At 69.9% G+C, this 17,407-nt stretch carries 16 protein-coding genes; 13 read left to right on the plus strand and 3 right to left on the minus strand.

The features are described from left to right. Positions 1-53: 53 nt before the first annotated feature. From BLA60_RS00315 to BLA60_RS00330, 4 genes are all read left to right on the plus strand, one after another. The gene (locus BLA60_RS00315) at positions 54-629 is read left to right on the plus strand and encodes an LOG family protein (RefSeq protein WP_075130638.1); all 576 of its coding nucleotides are present in this window, start codon (positions 54-56) and stop codon (positions 627-629) included. 192 nt (positions 630-821) lie between these two features. Further along, a complete protein-coding gene (locus BLA60_RS00320; RefSeq protein WP_162292880.1) occupies positions 822-1,592 on the plus strand; it encodes a GGDEF domain-containing protein in 771 nt (256 codons plus the stop codon). Positions 1,593-1,675: 83 nt separating this feature from the next. Further along, positions 1,676-2,374, plus strand: coding sequence for an MBL fold metallo-hydrolase (locus tag BLA60_RS00325; protein ID WP_075130640.1), 699 nt, complete (start codon positions 1,676-1,678; stop codon positions 2,372-2,374). Between the two features lies 1 nt (position 2,375). Then, complete coding sequence (locus BLA60_RS00330; RefSeq protein WP_075130641.1) at positions 2,376-3,005, plus strand: hypothetical protein; 630 nt, start codon at positions 2,376-2,378, stop codon at positions 3,003-3,005. 546 nt (positions 3,006-3,551) lie between these two features. On the opposite strand, the gene BLA60_RS46485 is transcribed toward BLA60_RS00330, so the two are convergent. Beyond that, positions 3,552-5,630, minus strand: coding sequence for a YibE/F family protein (locus BLA60_RS46485; RefSeq protein WP_211288545.1), 2,079 nt, complete (start codon positions 5,628-5,630; stop codon positions 3,552-3,554). A gap of 379 nt (positions 5,631-6,009) precedes the next feature. Here BLA60_RS46485 and pqqA point away from each other — a divergent pair, with 379 nt between their 5' ends. The 6 genes from pqqA (at position 6,010) to idi (ending at position 9,769) form a co-directional block, all read left to right on the plus strand. Beyond that, on the plus strand, positions 6,010-6,108 hold the full coding sequence (pqqA, locus tag BLA60_RS00340; RefSeq protein ID WP_075130642.1) for a pyrroloquinoline quinone precursor peptide PqqA: 99 nt from the start codon (positions 6,010-6,012) through the stop codon (positions 6,106-6,108). A gap of 75 nt (positions 6,109-6,183) precedes the next feature. Further along, positions 6,184-6,891, plus strand: a complete 708-nt coding sequence (pqqC, locus tag BLA60_RS00345; protein WP_075130643.1) for a pyrroloquinoline-quinone synthase PqqC — start codon at positions 6,184-6,186, stop codon at positions 6,889-6,891. Between the two features lie 2 nt (positions 6,892-6,893). Next, the gene (gene pqqD, locus BLA60_RS00350) at positions 6,894-7,151 is read left to right on the plus strand and encodes a pyrroloquinoline quinone biosynthesis peptide chaperone PqqD (RefSeq protein ID WP_075130644.1); all 258 of its coding nucleotides are present in this window, start codon (positions 6,894-6,896) and stop codon (positions 7,149-7,151) included. Continuing rightward, on the plus strand, positions 7,142-8,248 hold the full coding sequence (gene pqqE / locus BLA60_RS00355) for a pyrroloquinoline quinone biosynthesis protein PqqE (RefSeq protein ID WP_075130645.1): 1,107 nt from the start codon (positions 7,142-7,144) through the stop codon (positions 8,246-8,248). Before pqqD ends, pqqE begins: the two co-directional genes overlap by 10 nt. Further along, the gene (gene pqqB, locus BLA60_RS00360) at positions 8,245-9,135 is read left to right on the plus strand and encodes a pyrroloquinoline quinone biosynthesis protein PqqB (RefSeq protein WP_075130646.1); all 891 of its coding nucleotides are present in this window, start codon (positions 8,245-8,247) and stop codon (positions 9,133-9,135) included. The genes pqqE and pqqB overlap by 4 nt, the downstream gene beginning before the upstream one ends. A 58-nt stretch (positions 9,136-9,193) precedes the next feature. Further along, the gene (gene idi / locus BLA60_RS00365; protein ID WP_075130647.1) at positions 9,194-9,769 is read left to right on the plus strand and encodes an isopentenyl-diphosphate Delta-isomerase; all 576 of its coding nucleotides are present in this window, start codon (positions 9,194-9,196) and stop codon (positions 9,767-9,769) included. Between the two features lie 293 nt (positions 9,770-10,062). On the opposite strand, the gene BLA60_RS42875 is transcribed toward idi, so the two are convergent. After that, positions 10,063-10,299, minus strand: a complete 237-nt coding sequence (locus BLA60_RS42875; protein ID WP_154814035.1) for a hypothetical protein — start codon at positions 10,297-10,299, stop codon at positions 10,063-10,065. 283 nt (positions 10,300-10,582) lie between these two features. On the opposite strand from BLA60_RS42875, the gene BLA60_RS00370 reads away from it, so the two are divergent. Together BLA60_RS00370 and BLA60_RS00380 are read left to right on the plus strand one after the other, a co-directional pair. Further along, a complete protein-coding gene (locus BLA60_RS00370) occupies positions 10,583-12,508 on the plus strand; it encodes an intein-containing Rv2578c family radical SAM protein (RefSeq protein ID WP_245811768.1) in 1,926 nt (641 codons plus the stop codon). A 487-nt stretch (positions 12,509-12,995) separates the two neighbouring features. Then, positions 12,996-14,030, plus strand: a complete 1,035-nt coding sequence (locus BLA60_RS00380) for a pyridoxal-phosphate dependent enzyme (RefSeq protein WP_075130650.1) — start codon at positions 12,996-12,998, stop codon at positions 14,028-14,030. Positions 14,031-14,400: 370 nt separating this feature from the next. On the opposite strand, the gene BLA60_RS00385 is transcribed toward BLA60_RS00380, so the two are convergent. After that, on the minus strand, positions 14,401-15,405 hold the full coding sequence (locus tag BLA60_RS00385; RefSeq protein WP_075130651.1) for a hypothetical protein: 1,005 nt from the start codon (positions 15,403-15,405) through the stop codon (positions 14,401-14,403). 218 nt (positions 15,406-15,623) lie between these two features. Here BLA60_RS00385 and aspS point away from each other — a divergent pair, with 218 nt between their 5' ends. Beyond that, complete coding sequence (aspS, locus tag BLA60_RS00390) at positions 15,624-17,405, plus strand: aspartate--tRNA ligase (protein ID WP_075130652.1); 1,782 nt, start codon at positions 15,624-15,626, stop codon at positions 17,403-17,405. Positions 17,406-17,407 lie beyond the last annotated feature (2 nt).

Genomic DNA, 17,407 nt, shown 5'->3' on the forward strand with positions numbered 1-17,407 from the left:
CCAGACGACCCGGTTGTCGTGCCAGACCGGGGGTGCGTGATCTGATCTTGAATATGCGGGTATGTGTTTTCTGTGGATCGTCCGCCGGCAGGGGCCCTGCCTACCTGGAGGCGGCGGCGGAGGCCGGTCGTGTGCTGGCCGGCAGGGGCATCGGTCTGGTCTACGGCGGGGCCGCCGTCGGGACCATGGGCGCGGTGGCCGACGCGGCGTTGGCGGCCGGCGGTGAGGTGATCGGGGTGATCCCAAGGTCGCTGGTCGACCGGGAGGTCGCCCACCCGAGTCTTTCGAACCTCGAAGTGGTCGCTGACCTGCACGAACGCAAAGCGCGGATGGCGGAGCTGGCGGACGCGTTCCTGGTGCTGCCCGGCGGCGCCGGCACCCTTGAGGAGCTGTTCGAGGTCTACACCTGGGCGCAGCTGGGGCTGCACGCGAAGCCGATCGCACTGCTGGACGTCGACGGGTTCCACCAACCGCTGCTGGGGATGCTCGACCACCTCGCGGGAGAGGGTTTCCTCGGCGAGGCCTACCGGGGCATGCTCATCGTCGAGACCGACGTGAATCGGGTGCTCGATCGTTATGCGAGCTACTCGCCGACCAGCCCCAAGTGGGTTGACGAGCACGAAGAGTGATCGCGGCCGTCGCCCTTGACTCACCCATTCGGTGTTTCCTCAAACGCTCAACACCTCAACACTGTTCAGTTCGCCCGTGACTCCGGATAGTTAGGTGTACACGGCCGGTGAAGGCGTCGGTTTGGATTGACGTGTACGGGGGATCCGGCCAGGGAGTAGTCGATGCAGGTGTCATGACCAGGGGAGATGTCGATGAACACCGCTAGGGCGGGGGCCGGCGAGAACTCGCCGGTGACCGCGGACCATGAGCCGGAGATTGTGGCGCCAAGGTCGGGGGACCGGCCGCTGCAGTCCGTGTGCGATCCGGGCCCGGCCGCTGGGGAGCGGCGCTGTGGCTCGTGCGGCCAACTGCTCACCGATCCGCCGACCGGGCTGATCGAGCGCTGGCACTGGGACGAGATCGCCGCCGAGGAGGTGGCCCGCGCGAGGGGGAACGGCCACTCCGTGGCGTTGATCATGCTGGACCTCGACCGGTTCAAGGACGTCAACGACAACTACGGCCACCTCGCCGGGGACGCCGTGCTGCGGGGGGTCGCGGACGTGATCCGCGAGAACACCCGCGACGGCGACCTGGCGTGCCGCTACGGCGGGTCGGCCGGCGACGAGTTCATGGTGTTGCTGCCGAGGTCGGGCCTGGAGGAGGCCTTGGCGGTGGCTGAGCGCATCCGTGCCGAGATCACCGCGATGTCGGTGACCGCGAAGGTCACCAGGGAGATGTCGGCCTCGATCGAGGGCCAGACGGTGTCGATCGGCGTGGCGACGTACTGCCTCGGCGATCTGGCCGAACTGGATCTCGAGGACCTGATGCTCGACGCCGACGTGTCCCTGCGGGCGGCCAAGCGCCACGGCCGGGACCGGATCTGCGTGGCGAACGTGGACGTGACGAGCGAGCAGTCGCAGGGCAGCCAGGCTGACCGTAGGCTGGCGAGCTGGTCACGCTTCCGCCGCCTGCGGTCCGTGTAGAGCGATCACCTCGAAGGAGCCCGCGAGCCCTACGCGCGGGGCTCGCGGGTTCCGCCGGGGTGGGCCGCGTGTAAGTTGCGTTCGTGCTCGTTGTCGGATTTCCCACCGGGGCGTTCCAGGCCAACTGTTATCTGGTCGCGGCCGGCGAGGGTGAGCCGTGTGTGATCGTCGACCCCGGCCAGGACGCCGAGGAACCGATCAGTGAGGCGCTGCGCAAACATCGCCTCACCCCGGTGGCCGCCCTGCTGACCCACGGACACTTCGACCACGTCTTCTCGGTGACCCCGGTCTGCGACGGCAACGACATCCCGGCCTGGATCCACCCCGATGACCGGTCGCTGCTCAGCGATCCCCTCAAGGGCCTCGGCCGGGAGAGCGCGGCGTTCTTCGGCGGGCGCCTGGAAATGCGCGAACCGGCGGAGGTCCGGGAACTGTCCGACGGTGCGGATCTGGACATCGCCGGCCTGCGCCTGACGGTTGATCACACCCCGGGCCACACCATGGGTTCGGTCGTCTTCCGTTCGGAGCTGGACGAGGGCGGCCGCGTGATGTTCGCCGGCGACACGCTGTTCGCCGGTTCGATCGGCCGCACGGACCTGCCCGGCGGCAACATGCGCGCGATGACCGAGACGTTGCGGACCCGCATGCTCCCCCTCCCCGACGACACGGTGGTCCTGCCCGGTCACGGCCCCAGCACGACGATCGGTCGTGAACGCGCGACCAACCCGTTCCTGCTGGGTCTGGACGATCCGCGCACCGCCGGGCCCACCAGAGGACTCTGACTTGACCGCGCCGGAGCGAGTTTCCCTCAACCTCACCGAAGTGACCAACGCCCGCCGTCGAGGCTGTGTGGCCCTGGGTGTGGCGGCGTTGTTCGGTGCCGCCCTGGGGGGTCTGGTGGGCCTGCTGGCCAACCAGACGGCCGCCCTGATCACCGCTGCCGTGGTGATCGTGCTGATGACGGCGTTGTTCTGGGTCTCCGGCCGCCGCCGCCTGTGGTTGGAGGGCGACGAGGTCGTGTCCAAGGCGGTGGCGCGCAAGAAGGTCGACCTGCGCCACGCCGAGCGGATCGAACTGCTGGTCACCGACATCCGGGGTACCAGGACGATCGGCCTCCTGGTGGGCGCCAAGAACAAGACGATCAACCTGTCGCTGGCGGTCTACGCCGGCACCGGCGGTCGTGAGCTGGGCATCCTGATCCTCCGCCGCCTGGCCGACATCCTCGCGGGCAGCGACAACACCAGCGGCCTGATCTTCTCCCAACTCCTGGTGGCCCAACTCCGCGCCGAGGCCAAGGGCGAGGCGGCTGCCGACCGCCCGCTCTACCGCCTGGCGTCCCTGGCCCCGACCGGTCGCCTGGCCCAGCGCCTCAAGCCCGAAGCCATCACCCGCTTCGTCGCTAGTCTCGATTGATTGCTGGTTGTCTGCTCTGCGGTTTGGTGTCTCTGGCGCCGGCCGGTTGCTTGGCGTGGCGCTTCAGGTCTGAGGCCATGACCGGCTTGGTCGCTGGTCTCGATTGATTGCTGGTTGTCTGGCCTGCGGTTTGGTGTCTCTGGCGTTGGCCGGTTGCTTGGCGTGGCGCTTCAGGTCTGAGGCCATGACCGGCTTGGTCGCTGGTCTCGATTGATTGCTGGTTGTCTGGCCTGCGGTTTGGTGTCTCTGGCGTTGGCCGGTTGCTTGGCGTGGCGCTTCAGGTCTGAGGCCATGACCGGCTTGGTCGCTGGTCTCGATTGATTGCTGGTTGTCTGGCCTGCGGTTTGGTGTCTCTGGCCTCGATCGGTTGCTTGGCGTGGCGCCTCAAGCCCGAAGCCATTACCCGCTTCGTCGCTAGTCTCGACTGACTGCCTACCGCCGGCCTGTCGGCCCGGCCTCACCGCCCGTGGCGGCCACCAGGTGGCCTGGACGCCGGTCCGAGCATCGCCCCGGTGCCGGCCCGTGCCACAAGCGTCGGGTGGGGCGCTACCGCTGGTCGTCCAGGTCGTCGTCGAACCACGCACGCTGGTCCGGCGGCGGCCCGCCAGCCTGAGGTGACGTTCCGGTGCCTCGCCGCTGTTCCGTGCCGTCGCGGTGATGCGTTCGCCTCGGTAGGTCCGACTGTGCTTCACCTGGCGCCAACCCGCCAGCGACCGATTCGTCGGAGCGAGACCCCCGATCCGGGTCGATCCGCCGGCCGCTTCGCCGTGCACGAGACAGCCGTTCGTCGGAACGGCGCGACTCACCGGTGCCGTGTGTCCGCCCAGCCGGTACACCCGCACGACCGTCGGGTCGTCCCGACTCGCCCCTGGCGCCGGATCGTGGCGGACGGTCAGCGGACTCACCGCCAACCCTTCTGGCACTGCCACCGTCAGAGCGGCCCGCTTCGCCACCGGTCTCGCGTGTGCGTGCGCCGGGCAGGTCTGCCCAGTTCCCGGGATGGTTGGTGTCGCGGGTTCGTGCCCCCGGGCTTGTCCGGCCCTCGTCGTTACCCGGTTGGTGGCTGGTGTCGTGTGTTCGTGCGGCTGGCAGGTGTGCGCGGTCGCCGGAACGGCCCGATTCAGGACCAGCGCGGCCGGAACGCGCCGCGGGAAGATCCGCGCCACCGCGGCCTTCGCCGTCGCCCGCGCGCCGGGTCCACTGGCCTCCGCCGCCGCGGCCGGAACGGTCTGGCTGACCGTCCCCACGCTCGGCACGGGCCCGGTTCCGGGCCGGCCGACCAGCGCCGGACTCCTCCTGGTGCTCGCCAGGCTGTCCGGTCCTGGACCGGCCGCCGCCCGAGTCCCGCCGCCCGGCCGGTTCCGGTGCCGGCTCCTGGGCGGCGACCGCCGCCGCCAGCGCGGTCGTGATCGGCACCGCCGCCACCAGGCCGATGCTGCCCACGAGCGTGCGCACCAACTCCTGGGCGATCGACTGGGACGTCAGGATGCTCCCCAGCCCCACCCCGGAGATCGACGAGTACAGCAGCATCGGCAGCGCCGCCCCCGCGTATGCCATCACCAGCGTGTTCACCGCCGACGCCACGTGGTCGCGGCCGATACGCAGGGCCGAGGTGTACAGCTCGCGCCTGGTCAGCAGCGGGTTCGCCGCCCGCAGCTCCCACACCGCGCTTGTCTGTGTCACCGTCACGTCGTCGAGGACGCCCAGCGCCCCGATCACCACGCCGGCGAGCAACAGTCCTCGCGTGTCGATCGGTGCGTTGAGCAGACCGACGAGCGTCGCGGTCTCCTCGTCGAGGCCGGTCAGCTTCGCGAACGCCGCCCACAGCGCGCCGAGTACGCCGATCAGCGCCAGGCTCACCATCGTGCCCAGAACAGCGGTCGACGTGCGCGCCGAGAACCCGTGGGTCAGGTACAGCACCACGAACATGATCACGCCGGCGCCGCAGACCGCGACCAGCAACGGACTCTCCCCGCCCAGAATCGCCGGCAGCACGAAGAACACCAGCACGAGGAAGCTCAGCCCGAGCGCGATCAGGGCCTTGAGCCCCTGCCACCGGCCCAACACCAGCACCGCGACCGCGAACAGCCCGGCCAGCAGCGCCAACGGCACGTCTCGCTGGAAGTCCACCAGTTGGTAGGACCCGCTCTGCCGGGGATCACTGCCGCCGTAGGACAGCACGACCTCGTCGTCCACGGCGAACCGGGGCGTGCTCGGCTCCTGCGGCACGATGACACCGATCTCCGCACCGGGCGCCTCGCCATCGGTCATCCGGACCGTGACCACCAGGCACTGTGGCTCGTCCGGCTGCTCGCCGACCTGCACCTGACCGGTGCACGAGCCGCTCTGGGCCGCGGTGATCACGCCGTGCACCGGACGTCCGGCACCGCCCTGGGTCTGTGGCCCGCCGCCGAACGGGAACAGCAGGATCGTGCCGACCGCCGCCGCCAGCGCGAACGGGATGAGCAGCGCGGCGACCAGGGTCCGCACCCGCCGCGACGCCGGTGGCGGAGGACTGTGGTCGTGGTGGTGATGGTGGTGGGCGGACGGGCCGGGTCTGTCCCGTACCTCGGGTTCGGCGGGGTCGGTCACCCGTGGGATCGGTTCGGTCTCGCCCTCGTACACCGGCGCAGTCTCTCAGGTCCGGCGGGCTGACCAGGCGTGGTGGTGGCACAGGCGCCGAGCGAGCCACTGGTCCAGGCTTCAGCGTGCCAGCCGGCGGACCCGCGCGGTGCCGGTGCCGACGGTCCCACCGTCAGGCCACCAACGGTCTACACAGGACTCCCGATGGTGGGATCACCGCCCGGCGGGGCGCTTGCCAGGGCGGAAACCGCTGCTCGGCTGTCTCGGCCGCCATGTCCACAGTGGATGCCAGATTCCCAGGTCCCGACGGGTATTCGAGTCGGTCATGAGCGGGGTACGACTCTTTCATCGGACCTTCCCGGGAAATGCGGATACCCTGATAACCGCAAGGTTACGGGTCGACGATCCTTTGGAGGGAACGATGCAGGACAGCCCTGAGCTGGAGGTCTGGACCACTCCTGATTTCGTCGAGTACGAAACGCCGATGGAGGTCACGGCCTACGCGGCGCGGATGGACTGACCGCAACATCCAGTCCGGCGGTCCGGGTCGGGTGTGCCCCGGTCCGGGCCGCGGGCAGACATCGGAGGTGTCAGCGTGTCCACGTCGAGTCCTGCTCGTGGTGCCGAGGAGTTCGTCGCCGCGCTGCGTGGCCTGTCGTACCGCTACTGGGGATCCCACCCGTTCCACGTCCGCATGCACGCCGGCGAGCTGAGCGAGCACGAGTTGCGGGTCTGGGCGGCGAACCGGTGGTACTACCAGAGTGTGCTGCCGCGGAAGGACGCGGCGATCATCAGCAACTGCCCGGTGCCCGAGGTGCGCCGGGACTGGCTGGACCGCATCGTCTACCACGACGGCACCGCCGAGGGCGACGGCGACAGCGGCCGGGAGCGCTGGCTGCGCCTGTGCGAGGCGGTCGGCCTCGACCGCGCCGAGGTGCTCGACGAGCGGCACATCGTGCCCGGCGTCCGGTTCGCCGTCGACGCCTACGTGACCTTCGCCAGGACCAGGCCGTGGGTCGAGGCGGTCGCCTCCGGCCTCACCGAGATGTTCTCCGGCCATCTGATGCAACGCCGGGTCGGCGACATGCTCGCCAACTACTCGTGGATCCGCCGCGAGGACCTCGTCTACTTCACCAACCGCATCGACGCCGTGTCCGAGGAAGGCAAGTCCACTCTGGACATCGTGGTCCGCTACTGCGTGACCCGTGAGCAGCAGGACCAGGCCATCGCGGCACTGTCGTTCAAGTGCGACGTGCTGTGGTCCCTGCTGGACGCCATCGAACGCGCCGCCATGAAGGAGTAGCCATGCCAGGCAAGCCGCGGCTGCGGCGAGGGGTCCGGCTCACGTTCGACAAGGTCAGGGACACGCACGTTCTGCTGTTCCCAGAGGGTGTGCTGGTGCCCAACGCGACCGCGGCCGCGGTGCTGGAACTGTGCGACGGCGCCAGTGACGTCGACCAGATCGCCGCACGCCTGGGCACCCGGTTCCGAGGCGTGCGCGCCGAGGACGTGACCGACGTGCTCGCCAGGTTCGAGGACAGGAGGGTCGTGGAATGGACGTGACCGTCGAACCGCCGCTGGGCATGCTGGCCGAGCTGACCCACCGCTGCCCGCTGCACTGCCCCTACTGCTCGAACCCCGTCGAGCTCGCCGCCAAGCGGGACGAGTTGACCACCGAGCAGTGGCTGGCCGTGATCGAGGCCGCGCGGGACCTCGGCGTGCTGCAGGTACACCTGTCCGGCGGCGAGCCGCTGCTGCGCCCCGACCTCCCCGAACTGGTCAGCCGGGCCTCGGACCTCGGCTGTTACGTCAACCTCGTCACCAGCGGACTCGGCCTGACCAAGCCACGCCTGACTGACCTGGCCGAGCGGGGCCTCGCCCACGTCCAGCTGTCCGTGCAGGGCGCCGACGCCGCCAGGGCCGATCTCATCGCCGGTGCCAAGGCGCACGCGCGCAAGATCGACGCCGCCGCCGTCGTCCACGAGGTCGGCCTGCCGCTGAGCGTCAACGTCGTCCTGCACCGGGCCAACCATGACCAGGTCGGTGCGCTGATCGCGCTTGCCGAACAGCTGGGCGCCGACCGTCTCGAACTGGCCAACACCCAGTACTACGGCTGGGCACTGCGCAACCGCACGGCGTTGATGCCGACTCCCGGGCAACTTGCCGCCGCCGAGCCGATCGTGCGCGCCGCCGTCGAACGACTCCGTGGGCGGATGGAGATCGTCTACGTCGTCGCCGACTACTACGAGAAATACCCCAAGCCGTGCATGTACGGCTGGGGCGCCCGGCAGTTGACCGTGGCACCGAACGGGGACGTGCTTCCCTGCCCGGCCGCCTCGGTGATCACCACGTTGCCCGTGGAGAACGTGAGGAGCCGGCCGCTGGCGGAGATCTGGTACGAGTCCGAGTCGTTCAACGCCTTCCGCGGCGAGGACTGGATGCGCGACCCGTGCCGTACCTGCGACTTCCGCGCCCGCGACTTCGGCGGCTGCCGGTGCCAGGCCTTCATGCTGACCGGCGACGCGTCGGCCACCGACCCGGTCTGCTCCCGCTCGCCCGACCGTTCCGTGGTGGACGGGATCCTGGCGGCCGAGGACGCGGCCGTGCGCTCCGGCGGCGTTCCGGAGTTCGTCATGCGCACGCCGACGGTGGTGCGGTGAGGGTCCGGTTGCTCGGCACCGCCGCGGGCGGCGGCTTCCCGCAGTGGAACTGCGCCTGTGCCCTGTGCGCGGCCTGCCGAGCGGGCTCACCGGACGTGCCGCCGCGCAGCCAGGACTGCCTCGCCATCAGCCTCGACGGCAAGGACTGGTACCTGGTCAACGCCTCACCCGACCTGCGGTCGCAACTGCTCGCCGAGTCGGCGCTGGCCCCCGGACCCGGACCACGGGACACCCCGTTGCGCGGCGTGCTGCTCACCGACGCGGAACTCGACCACAGTCTCGGGCTGATGTTGCTCCGCGAGAGCGGCGGACTGCCGGTGTGGGCGCCGCCGGCGGTGCTGCACGCGCTCGCCGAGCGGTTCCCGATCCGCGACACGGTCGGCCGCTACGGCGACTGGCGGTGGGAACCGGTTGGCTCGTCCGTCGCCGGCCTCACGGTGACGTCCCTGGCGGTGAGCGACAAGCGACCCAAGTACGCGCGCGAGTCCACGGCGGACGGACCGTGGGTCGTGGCGTATCGCATCGAGGACCCGGCGACCGGGGGCGTGCTGGTCTACGCGCCGTGCCTGGCGACCTGGCCGACCGGCTTCGACGAGTTCGTGGCCGGAGCGGACTGTGTCCTGCTGGACGGCACCTTCCACTCGGCCGGGGAGATGACCGGCACCGGTACCAGCACCGCCGCGCAGCACGCCATGGGCCACGTCCCGATCGACGGCCCGGACGGCAGCCTCGCCCGGATCCGGTCGCTGGAGTCACCGGGAACCCGGTGGATGTACACCCACCTGAACAACACCAACCCGGTCCTCGACCGCCGCTCGCCCGAGTACCGCCAGGTGGTCGAGGCCGGTGTCGAGGTACCGACCGACGGGACATCACTGAACCTGTGAGGCGCCGGGGTTGACAGCCAGGCATGCTTGACCCCTGCCGCCTGATGAGGAGATGTGAATGGAACAGGTCGTCCTGCTCGACGAGCAGGGGCGGGGGATCGGCACCGCGGACAAGGCGACGGTGCACCACCGCGACACCCCGCTGCACCTGGCGTTCTCGTGCTACGTGTTCAACCGGTCCGGAGAGCTGCTGGTCACCCGCCGCGCGCGGTCCAAGACGACGTGGCCCGGTGTGGTCACCAACTCGTGCTGCGGACACCCCGCGCCGGGCGAACCGTTCACGGCCGCGGTGACCCGACGGCTACGGGACGAGCTGGGCCTGCCCGCCCCGGCCATCGACCTGATGCTGCCCAGGTTCCGCTACCGCGCGGTCATGGGCAACGGCGTGGTCGAGAACGAGCTCTGCCCGGTGTTCCGCACGGTCACCGACACGCAACCACGGCTCGAGCCGGCCGAGGTGGACGAGTACGGCTGGGTGTCCTGGCCGCTGTTCCTCAGCCTGGTGACCGGCGGGGAGCTCGCCGTGTCGCCCTGGTGCGGGCAGCAGGTCGACCAGTTGGCGGCGTTGGGCGACGACCCGCTCGGCTGGCCGGTGGCCGATGCGGGGGAGTTGCCGCCGGCCGCGGCCGGCTAGCGCTCCCCAGCGTCCGCTGGCAGGAGGAGAGCACTGCCGAACCATCGAGGTCGGCTTATTCGTGACGTCAAACAACGAACGCTGGTGGGAAACCAACGTGGCACTACGGGTGGAGCAGGCGGTGGTGGCCGGTGCCGGGGTGATCGGCAGACCACCGCCGCCTGCTTGGCCGAGATGGGCTGAGCGGTCCAGGTGTGGTCGGCCGAACCGCCGCAGGTGACCACCTCGGTGATCATGGGTGCCCGTTGAGGGCGTCGTTCCGGGCCGGTGCGTCCGCGGGCCGCCGCTGACGGTCAACCTGCCCTGAGGCCGTGCTCGCGAGGTGGCGGTGCCTGGCCGCCCAGCTGCCTGACGAGCCGGCGTACCGTCCGTAATCGGTCGGCGTCGGTGATCCGCTCGCCTGTCTCGGCGGGGCCACTGTAGCCGAGGATCGGCGATCGCGCCGCGCGCAGGACGAACGGGCCGCCGGTAGCGGCCACAGGGTGGCCGGCGCCGTTCACGGCTGCTGGTTCGCGCGGGGCGGTGGTCATGGAGAACACGGTAGACACCTGGTCCGACAGTGTCGGTGCGGTGGCTGTTCTCGCAGGTGAGAGCGTTGTCGTGACCGATCCGATGTGCTCGGACCCGGACGGTGTCCGCCTCGGACGGTGGACTGTGGACAGCCGTTTGGTCGTCGGGGCCGTGCGCGCGATCCTCTTCCCGAGGCGCTTGCGAAGGCCGTCCCGAAGCCCGCCGAACGGCGGCTCCGGATCGAAAACACTCGACCAGGTGACCTTGATTGACACCTCATCGAACGTGTGTTCGACTGTGATCGTGCGATGGGACAGCCAACGGGTAGATCAGCAAGGACAGCAGACCCTGCCGGGTCTGCCGGGTCTTGTGCGCAGCGTGGAGACGCCGGAGTTCGCCGGCATGGTCTTCCACGAGGTGCGGGCCAGATCGATACTGAACAAGGTGTCGGGCAAGTCGGCGCTGCCGTTCCGGTGGACGATCAACCCGTACCGAGGGTGCAGTCACGCCTGCCGGTACTGCCTGGCGGGCGACACCCCGATCCTGCTCGCGGACGGGCGTACGCGCCCGCTCGCCGAGCTCAGGGTCGGCGACGAGATCTACGGCACCGAGCGTCAGAGCAGCAGACGCCGGTATGTGACCACCCGCGTTCTCGCGCACTGGTCCACGGTGAAACAGGCCTACCGGTTGACGCTGCGCGACGGCACCCAGCTGATCGCCAGCGGCGACCACCGGTTTCTCACCGACCGGGGCTGGCGGCACGTCGCGAAGAGTGCCGAACGTCGGCGGCGTGCCGTGCTCGCCTCCGGCGACAAGTTGGTGGGCACCGGTCACTTCGCCGTCGCGCCGAAGCAGACCGTCGAGTACCGCAGCGGTTATCTGTCCGGAGTCGCCGGTGGGTTCGGCGAGCCGTCCGAACCTCGGGTACTCCAACGGGTGCGGGAATACCTGACCGGTGAGGACTCGATCAGCCTGCCGGTGGAGAGGCCTCTCGTGCCGAGCGAGGAGTGGCGCAAGGGCTTCGTCGCCGGGGTGTTCGATGTGGACGGTGAGTTCGCCCGGGGCGACCTGCTGGTCGCCCGCACGGGCCGGGCGAACGTCAGCACGATCTGTGAAGCGTTGCTGCGTATGGACTTTCGGTTCACGGTGGAGGACCTCGGCCATCGCAGCGGTGTTCAACGGATCCGGTTGAGAGGAGGCCTGGCGGAACAACTTCGTTTCCTGCACACGGTCGATCCGGTCCGCACGGGTGACGGCGAGCTGGCCGGGACAGCGATCAAGGCGGCCGACCGATTAGCCATCGAGACGGTCGAACCACTGGGTCTGGAGATGCCCATGTTCGACATCACGACCGGCACCGGTGACTTCATCGCCAACGGTGTGGTGAGCCACAACTGCTTCGCGCGGAACACGCACACCTACCTGGATCTGGATTCCGGCCAGGACTTCGACACCCAGGTGGTGGTGAAGGTGAACGCGGTCGAGGTGCTGACCGCGCAGCTCCGTTCACCGCGTTGGACCCACGAACACGTGGCCATGGGCACCAACACCGACCCGTACCAGCGGGCGGAGGGCCGGTACAAGCTGATGCCGGGAATCATCCGGGCGTTGGCCAACAGTGGCACCCCGTTCAACATCCTCACCAAGGGCACGGTGTTGTCGAGGGATTTGCCGCTGCTGCGGGAGGTGAGTGCCGATGTGCCGGTCGGGTTGGGAGTCTCGATCGCGCTCGTCGACCGTGACCTCCAGCGAAGTCTCGAACCGGGCACCGCCAGCCCACAGGCGAGACTGGAACTGGTCCGCAAGATCGTCGATGCCGGCCTGCCGTGCGGAGTGTTCGTCGGTCCTGTCCTGCCCGGACTGACCGACTCCGTCGAGCAACTCGACGCGCTCCTGGCGGCGATCTCTGCCACCGGCGCGACCGGAGTCACGGTGTTGCCGCTGCACCTGCGGCCCGGCGCGAGGGAATGGTTCGCGACGTGGCTGGCGCGCGAACACCCGGAACTCGTGCCGAGCTACCGACAGATCTACGCACGCGGCGCCAACGCCGACATCCGTTACCGCCGCTGGCTGGGACGGCGGGTCGGGCCACTGTTACGCAAACACGGCCTGGCCGGCAACGAGGACCGCTCCATGAGGAAGGAGGAACCCACTTGGCCGAAGGGAAGCCTGGTCTCGATACCGGAACAGGCCGCGTCCGCGCCACAGGAGCAACTGGAGCTGTTGTGAGCACAGGACATCACCACGACCTGTCCACCTCGCTCCGGCTCGCGCGCGGCCGAGGCGAGGCGGTCATCCGGACAGATCCACGGACGGGTGGAGAGCCACCCCGGGACCAACCGGATACCGCGAGGACGCGGACCACCGCGATCCGTTCAGGACAGTGCCGATAGCCACTGACTGACCAGACCGCAGGTCCGTACTCAGCCCGTCGCACGCCGAGCGACCGGGACACCAGCGCCGCATCAACGGAAACAGCAACCGAGGTGGCCGGCCTCGTTGATGTGACCAGGTGGCGATGCGACGCTGCCGTCGAAGCGGCTGGGCGGCTGGGCGGCTGGGCGGCTGGGCGGCTGGGCGGCTGGGCGGCTGGGCGGCTGGGCGGCTGGGCGGCTGGGCGGCTGGGCGGCTGGGCGGCTGGGCGGCTGGGCGGGCCACTGACGAGAGGTTGCGCGGCGGAGATCTGACGGGGGAGGGCTGCCGTTAGGGTCCGCACATGGACGCGGGCAACCTCAGTCAGTGGGCCGATGACGCCGTTCGACGGGTGTGGGCCGAGCACCGGGTGACACCGCTGCGCACGGTGGAGCGGGTCTCACCGGACGGGGTGACGGTTCTGCTCAAGGACGAGTCCCTGCTGCCGACCGGCAGTCTCAAGTACCGCCACCTCGGGGCGATGTACTGCCAGGCCATCGCCCGTGGTCGCATCGCGGCGGGGACACCTGTCGTCGTGGGGACGGGTGGGGCGGTGGCGGTCGCGGGGGCGTACTTCGCGCGGCTGCTGGAGTTGCCGTTCACCGCGGTGGTGCCGGCCAAGACAGCCAGCGGTGTTCTGGAGCGGATCGAGGGGTTCGGCGGGCGGTGGCAGGTCGGGGAACTGCCTCCGGTGGCGATTCAGGAGGAGGCAACCGAACTCGCCGCGCGGGTGGGCGGGTACTTCCTCGACCACTTCACCGACGCCGACACCGCGATGTCCGCAGCGGGGCCGACGGTGGCCGAGGAGGTGTTCAAGGAGGTCACGCCTGACTGGATCGTCGTCGGCGTGGGCACCGGCGCCACCTCGGCGGCGATCGGGCGGCACCTGCGTCAGCACGGGCTCCCGACGCGGCTCGCGGTCGTCGACCCCGAGAACTCGGCTTACTTCCCGGCCTGGGTGACCGGGGCCGCCGACTACGGCACGGGCATGCCGTCGCGGATACCGGGAATCGGGCGGCCGAGGGTCGAGCCGGGGTTCCAGCCGGACCTGATCGACCTCGTCATCCCCGTTCCGGACGCCGCCGCTGTGGCGGCCATGGGATGGCTGCACCGTGTGGCCGGCGTGAACGCCGGCCCCGCGACCGGTGCCAACCTGTGGGGCGCCCGGTACCTCGCCGCGCGCCTGGCCGAGGAACGCGGCAGCGGAACCGTCGTCACCGTCAACGGGGACAACGGCGACGCCTACCGCCACACCCACCTCGACGCGGACTGGGTACGCGCCCGTGGGCTCGACCCGGCGCCGTTCGAGGCCGAGATCGCCGAGTGGGACCGGCGGTAGCGCCTGACAAGACCGGCGCCCTCGCCGCGAGCAGGCCGGTACCCCTTGGCGCGATCAGGTTGGTGCCCCTTGGCGCGATCAGACTGGCGCCCTCAGCGGTAGCGGTCACGGTCTGCTCCTCACTCATCGGTGCCAGCCCGCCACGGTCGCACTGGCGCTGGCGAATGCGGCGCCACCACCTCGTCGTCGCCGGAGGACTCCGTGGCCGCGTCGGCCCCGTTGGGCCTGCGTCGATGACCTGGGCTGGTGGGGTGCGGCGGACGCAGCGGGACCGGCGCCGGTGGCGATGCGTGGATGGCGATGCGTGGATGGTGGGGCCAAGCGAGTGCCAGACAGGACCGCGGTGACGCGGGGCGAACAAGGGCGGGGGTTACGTGCGGTCCTGGGGCCATTCCCAGCGGATGCAGAACGTGCCTGGGCCGTAGTCGAGGGCCACGGCGTGGGCCTCACCGGCTGCGTTGACCTCGATCTTGCGGCGGGTGGTGGTCTGTTCCTCGGGGTCCACCGTGTACTGCTCGCAGTAGGCCGGCAGGGCCCGGGGGTCGAACCGGAGCTCGAGGACGAACTCGCGTGCCGGCGTCGTGAACTTGCGCGAATACGTGTCGTCGCCCCGGGAGTACGGGGGACCGGGGTGGTTGAGCGCGTACTCGACGATCGTCGTGTCGCCCCTCGCGAGAGGGGTGTTGAGGAGGATCTCCGCGGCGATCAGGCCAGCTGCCTCGTCCCGGGCTATGCGGCCGATTCGGCACGACTGGTGCGCGGTGATCTCGGGGAACGGGCGGCCGATGCGCTCGAGGTCGTAGACCATCAGAGTTCGGTCGACACCGTCACGTTCGGCGCGGAGGACCTGGCGGACGCTGATCCTCTTCTCGCCCCGGTCGACGCCGACGTCGATCCGGTCGTGCTGGCTCAGTTTGGTCAACGCTGTCTCAGTGGTGAAATCGATCCGCTTGAGCAGCTTCGTCACGGGCTCGCGTTCGGACCATAACGCCTCGATCGGGAGGCGGGAGGACTCGCGCTGCACGCGGCCGCGCGGCCGCGGCGGGCCCAGTAGCGCGATCAGCGAACCCGGGGCCACACCGAGCACCGACTCCAGGTGACCCAGCGCCGCCAGCGACTCGGCGCGTTCCGGACGCCGGCGGCCCGACTGCCAGTAGCTCAACGCCGTCACACTGACCGACACACCACGCGCCCGTAACCGGTACTGGATCCGGTCGAGGCTCAGCCCGCTGGCCTGAATCGCCGTTCGCAGTGCGGTGGGGAAGGCGTCCGCGGCAAGGCTGTCCGTCGTGTGTGCGGTGAGCGTGCGGCGCATGTCGCCTGCCGCCGCTCGATGCAGTTCCCGAACTGGTTCGCGGGTCGCGCCGCCAGCCATCGTGGTCTCCCTGCGTTCGCCCCCCAGCGATTCCTACCACCTGGTAACCAACACCCTACGGGTTGACCGCAAGGCTTGGTAGCCGTCACGTTAAATCCGCGAGTGATCGCCCTGCTGCGTACGGTGATGGTAGACCCGCAAACCTGCTGGGCGGAACCGCCGTGGCGTTGGCTAGCCTTCTCTCGTTTCCATCGAAATCCGACAGGAGAGAGCACGCCGTGATCCGCACGCACGAGGCCGGGACGCTTCGGGCCGAACACGCTGGTCAGACCGTCACCTTGAGCGGTTGGGTCGCCCGTCGGCGTGATCACGGTGGGGTCATCTTCGTCGACCTTCGTGACGCGTCCGGAGTCGCCCAGGTCGTCTTCCGCGAAGGGGAGATGGCCGAGCGGGCCCACCAGCTGCGCTCCGAGTTCTGCATCCGCGTCGTGGGTGAGGTTTCTCGCCGCCCCGAGGGCAACGAGAACCCGGAGATCGCCACCGGCGACGTCGAGGTGCTGGTGACCGAGCTCGACGTCCTCAGCGAGGCCGCGCCGCTGCCCTTCCAACTCGACGAGCACCTCACCGTCGGCGAGGAGGTCCGGCTCCGCTACCGCTACCTCGACCTGCGGCGCGCCGGCCCGGCCAAGGCCATGCGCCTGCGCAGCGAGGCCAACCGCATCGCCCGGGACGTGCTCCACCAGGACGGGTTCCTCGAGGTCGAGACCCCGACCCTGACCCGATCCACCCCCGAGGGCGCCCGCGACTTCCTCGTCCCCGCCCGCCTGCGGCCCGGCTCCTGGTACGCCCTGCCGCAGTCGCCGCAGCTGTTCAAGCAGCTGCTCATGGTCGGCGGCGTCGAGCGCTACTTCCAGATCGCCCGCTGCTACCGGGACGAGGACTTCCGCGCCGACCGCCAGCCCGAGTTCACCCAGCTCGACATCGAGATGAGCTTCGTCGAGCAGGACGACGTGCTCGCCCTCGGCGAGCGGGTCATCGCCGCGCTCTGGCGGGAACTGGCCGGCCACGACATCACCCTGCCGATCCGGCGCATGACCTACGCCGAGGCCATGTCCCGCTACGGCACCGACAAGCCCGACCTGCGCTTCGACCTCGAACTCACCGAGCTGACCGACTACTTCGCCGACACCCCGTTCCGCGTTTTCCAGGCCCCCTACGTCGGCTCGGTCGTCATGCCCGGTGGCGCCGACCAGCCGCGCCGCCAGCTCGACGCCTGGCAGGAATGGGCCAAGCAGCGCGGCGCCAAGGGCCTGGCCTACGTCCTGGTCGGCGCCGACGGCACCCTCGGCGGTCCCGTCGCCAAGAACCTGTCCGACACCGAACGCGACGGTCTGGCCAAGGCCACCGGCGCCCAGCCCGGCGACTGCGTCTTCTTCGCCGCCGGCACGCCGTCGGAGGCCCGCGCGCTGCTCGGCGCCGCTCGTCTGGAGATCGGCAAGCGGCTCGGGCTGATCGACGAGTCGACCTGGTCGTTCGTCTGGGTCGTCGACGCGCCGCTGTTCGAGGAGGCCGACGCGGCCCGCAGCGCGGGTGACGTCGCCGTCGGCGGCGGGCGCTGGACGGCCGTGCACCACGCGTTCACCTCGCCCAACGCCGACTGGATCGACACCTTCGAGCAGGACCCGGCCAACGCCCTGGCCTACGCCTACGACATCGTCTGCAACGGCAACGAGATCGGCGGCGGCTCCATCCGTATCCACCAGGCCGACGTGCAGAAACGTGTCTTCGAGGTGATGGGCATCTCCGCCGAGGACGCCGAGGAGAAGTTCGGCTTCCTGCTGGAGGCGTTCAAGTTCGGCCCGCCTCCGCACGGCGGCATCGCGTTCGGCTGGGACCGCATCGTCATGCTGCTCGCCGACGAGCCGTCCCTGCGCGAGGTCATCGCGTTCCCCAAGACCGGCGGCGGCTACGACCCGCTGACCAGCGCTCCCGCCCCGATCACGGTGGAGCAGCGCAAGGAGGCCGGCGTGGACGCGAAGCCGACACCGGCCAAGGCCTGACC

Source organism: Actinophytocola xinjiangensis (genome assembly GCF_001921215.1).
In the GTDB taxonomy this organism is placed as follows: Bacteria; Actinomycetota; Actinomycetes; order Mycobacteriales; family Pseudonocardiaceae; genus Actinophytocola; species Actinophytocola xinjiangensis.

Bases quoted from the DNA above. Each gene is read 5' to 3' on its own strand.
- BLA60_RS00315 (WP_075130638.1), top strand. From the start codon at position 54: ATGCGGGTATGTGTTTTCTGTGGATCGTCCGCCGGCAGGGGCCCTGCC.
- BLA60_RS00320 (WP_162292880.1), top strand. From the start codon at position 822: ATGAACACCGCTAGGGCGGGGGCCGGCGAGAACTCGCCGGTGACCGCG.
- pqqA (WP_075130642.1), top strand. From the start codon at position 6,010: ATGCAGGACAGCCCTGAGCTGGAGGTCTGGACCACTCCTGATTTCGTC.
- pqqD (WP_075130644.1), top strand. From the start codon at position 6,894: ATGCCAGGCAAGCCGCGGCTGCGGCGAGGGGTCCGGCTCACGTTCGAC.
- pqqE (WP_075130645.1), top strand. From the start codon at position 7,142: ATGGACGTGACCGTCGAACCGCCGCTGGGCATGCTGGCCGAGCTGACC.
- idi (WP_075130647.1), top strand. From the start codon at position 9,194: ATGGAACAGGTCGTCCTGCTCGACGAGCAGGGGCGGGGGATCGGCACC.
- BLA60_RS42875 (WP_154814035.1), bottom strand. From the start codon at position 10,299: ATGACCACCGCCCCGCGCGAACCAGCAGCCGTGAACGGCGCCGGCCAC.
- BLA60_RS00380 (WP_075130650.1), top strand. From the start codon at position 12,996: ATGGACGCGGGCAACCTCAGTCAGTGGGCCGATGACGCCGTTCGACGG.
- BLA60_RS00385 (WP_075130651.1), bottom strand. From the start codon at position 15,405: ATGGCTGGCGGCGCGACCCGCGAACCAGTTCGGGAACTGCATCGAGCG.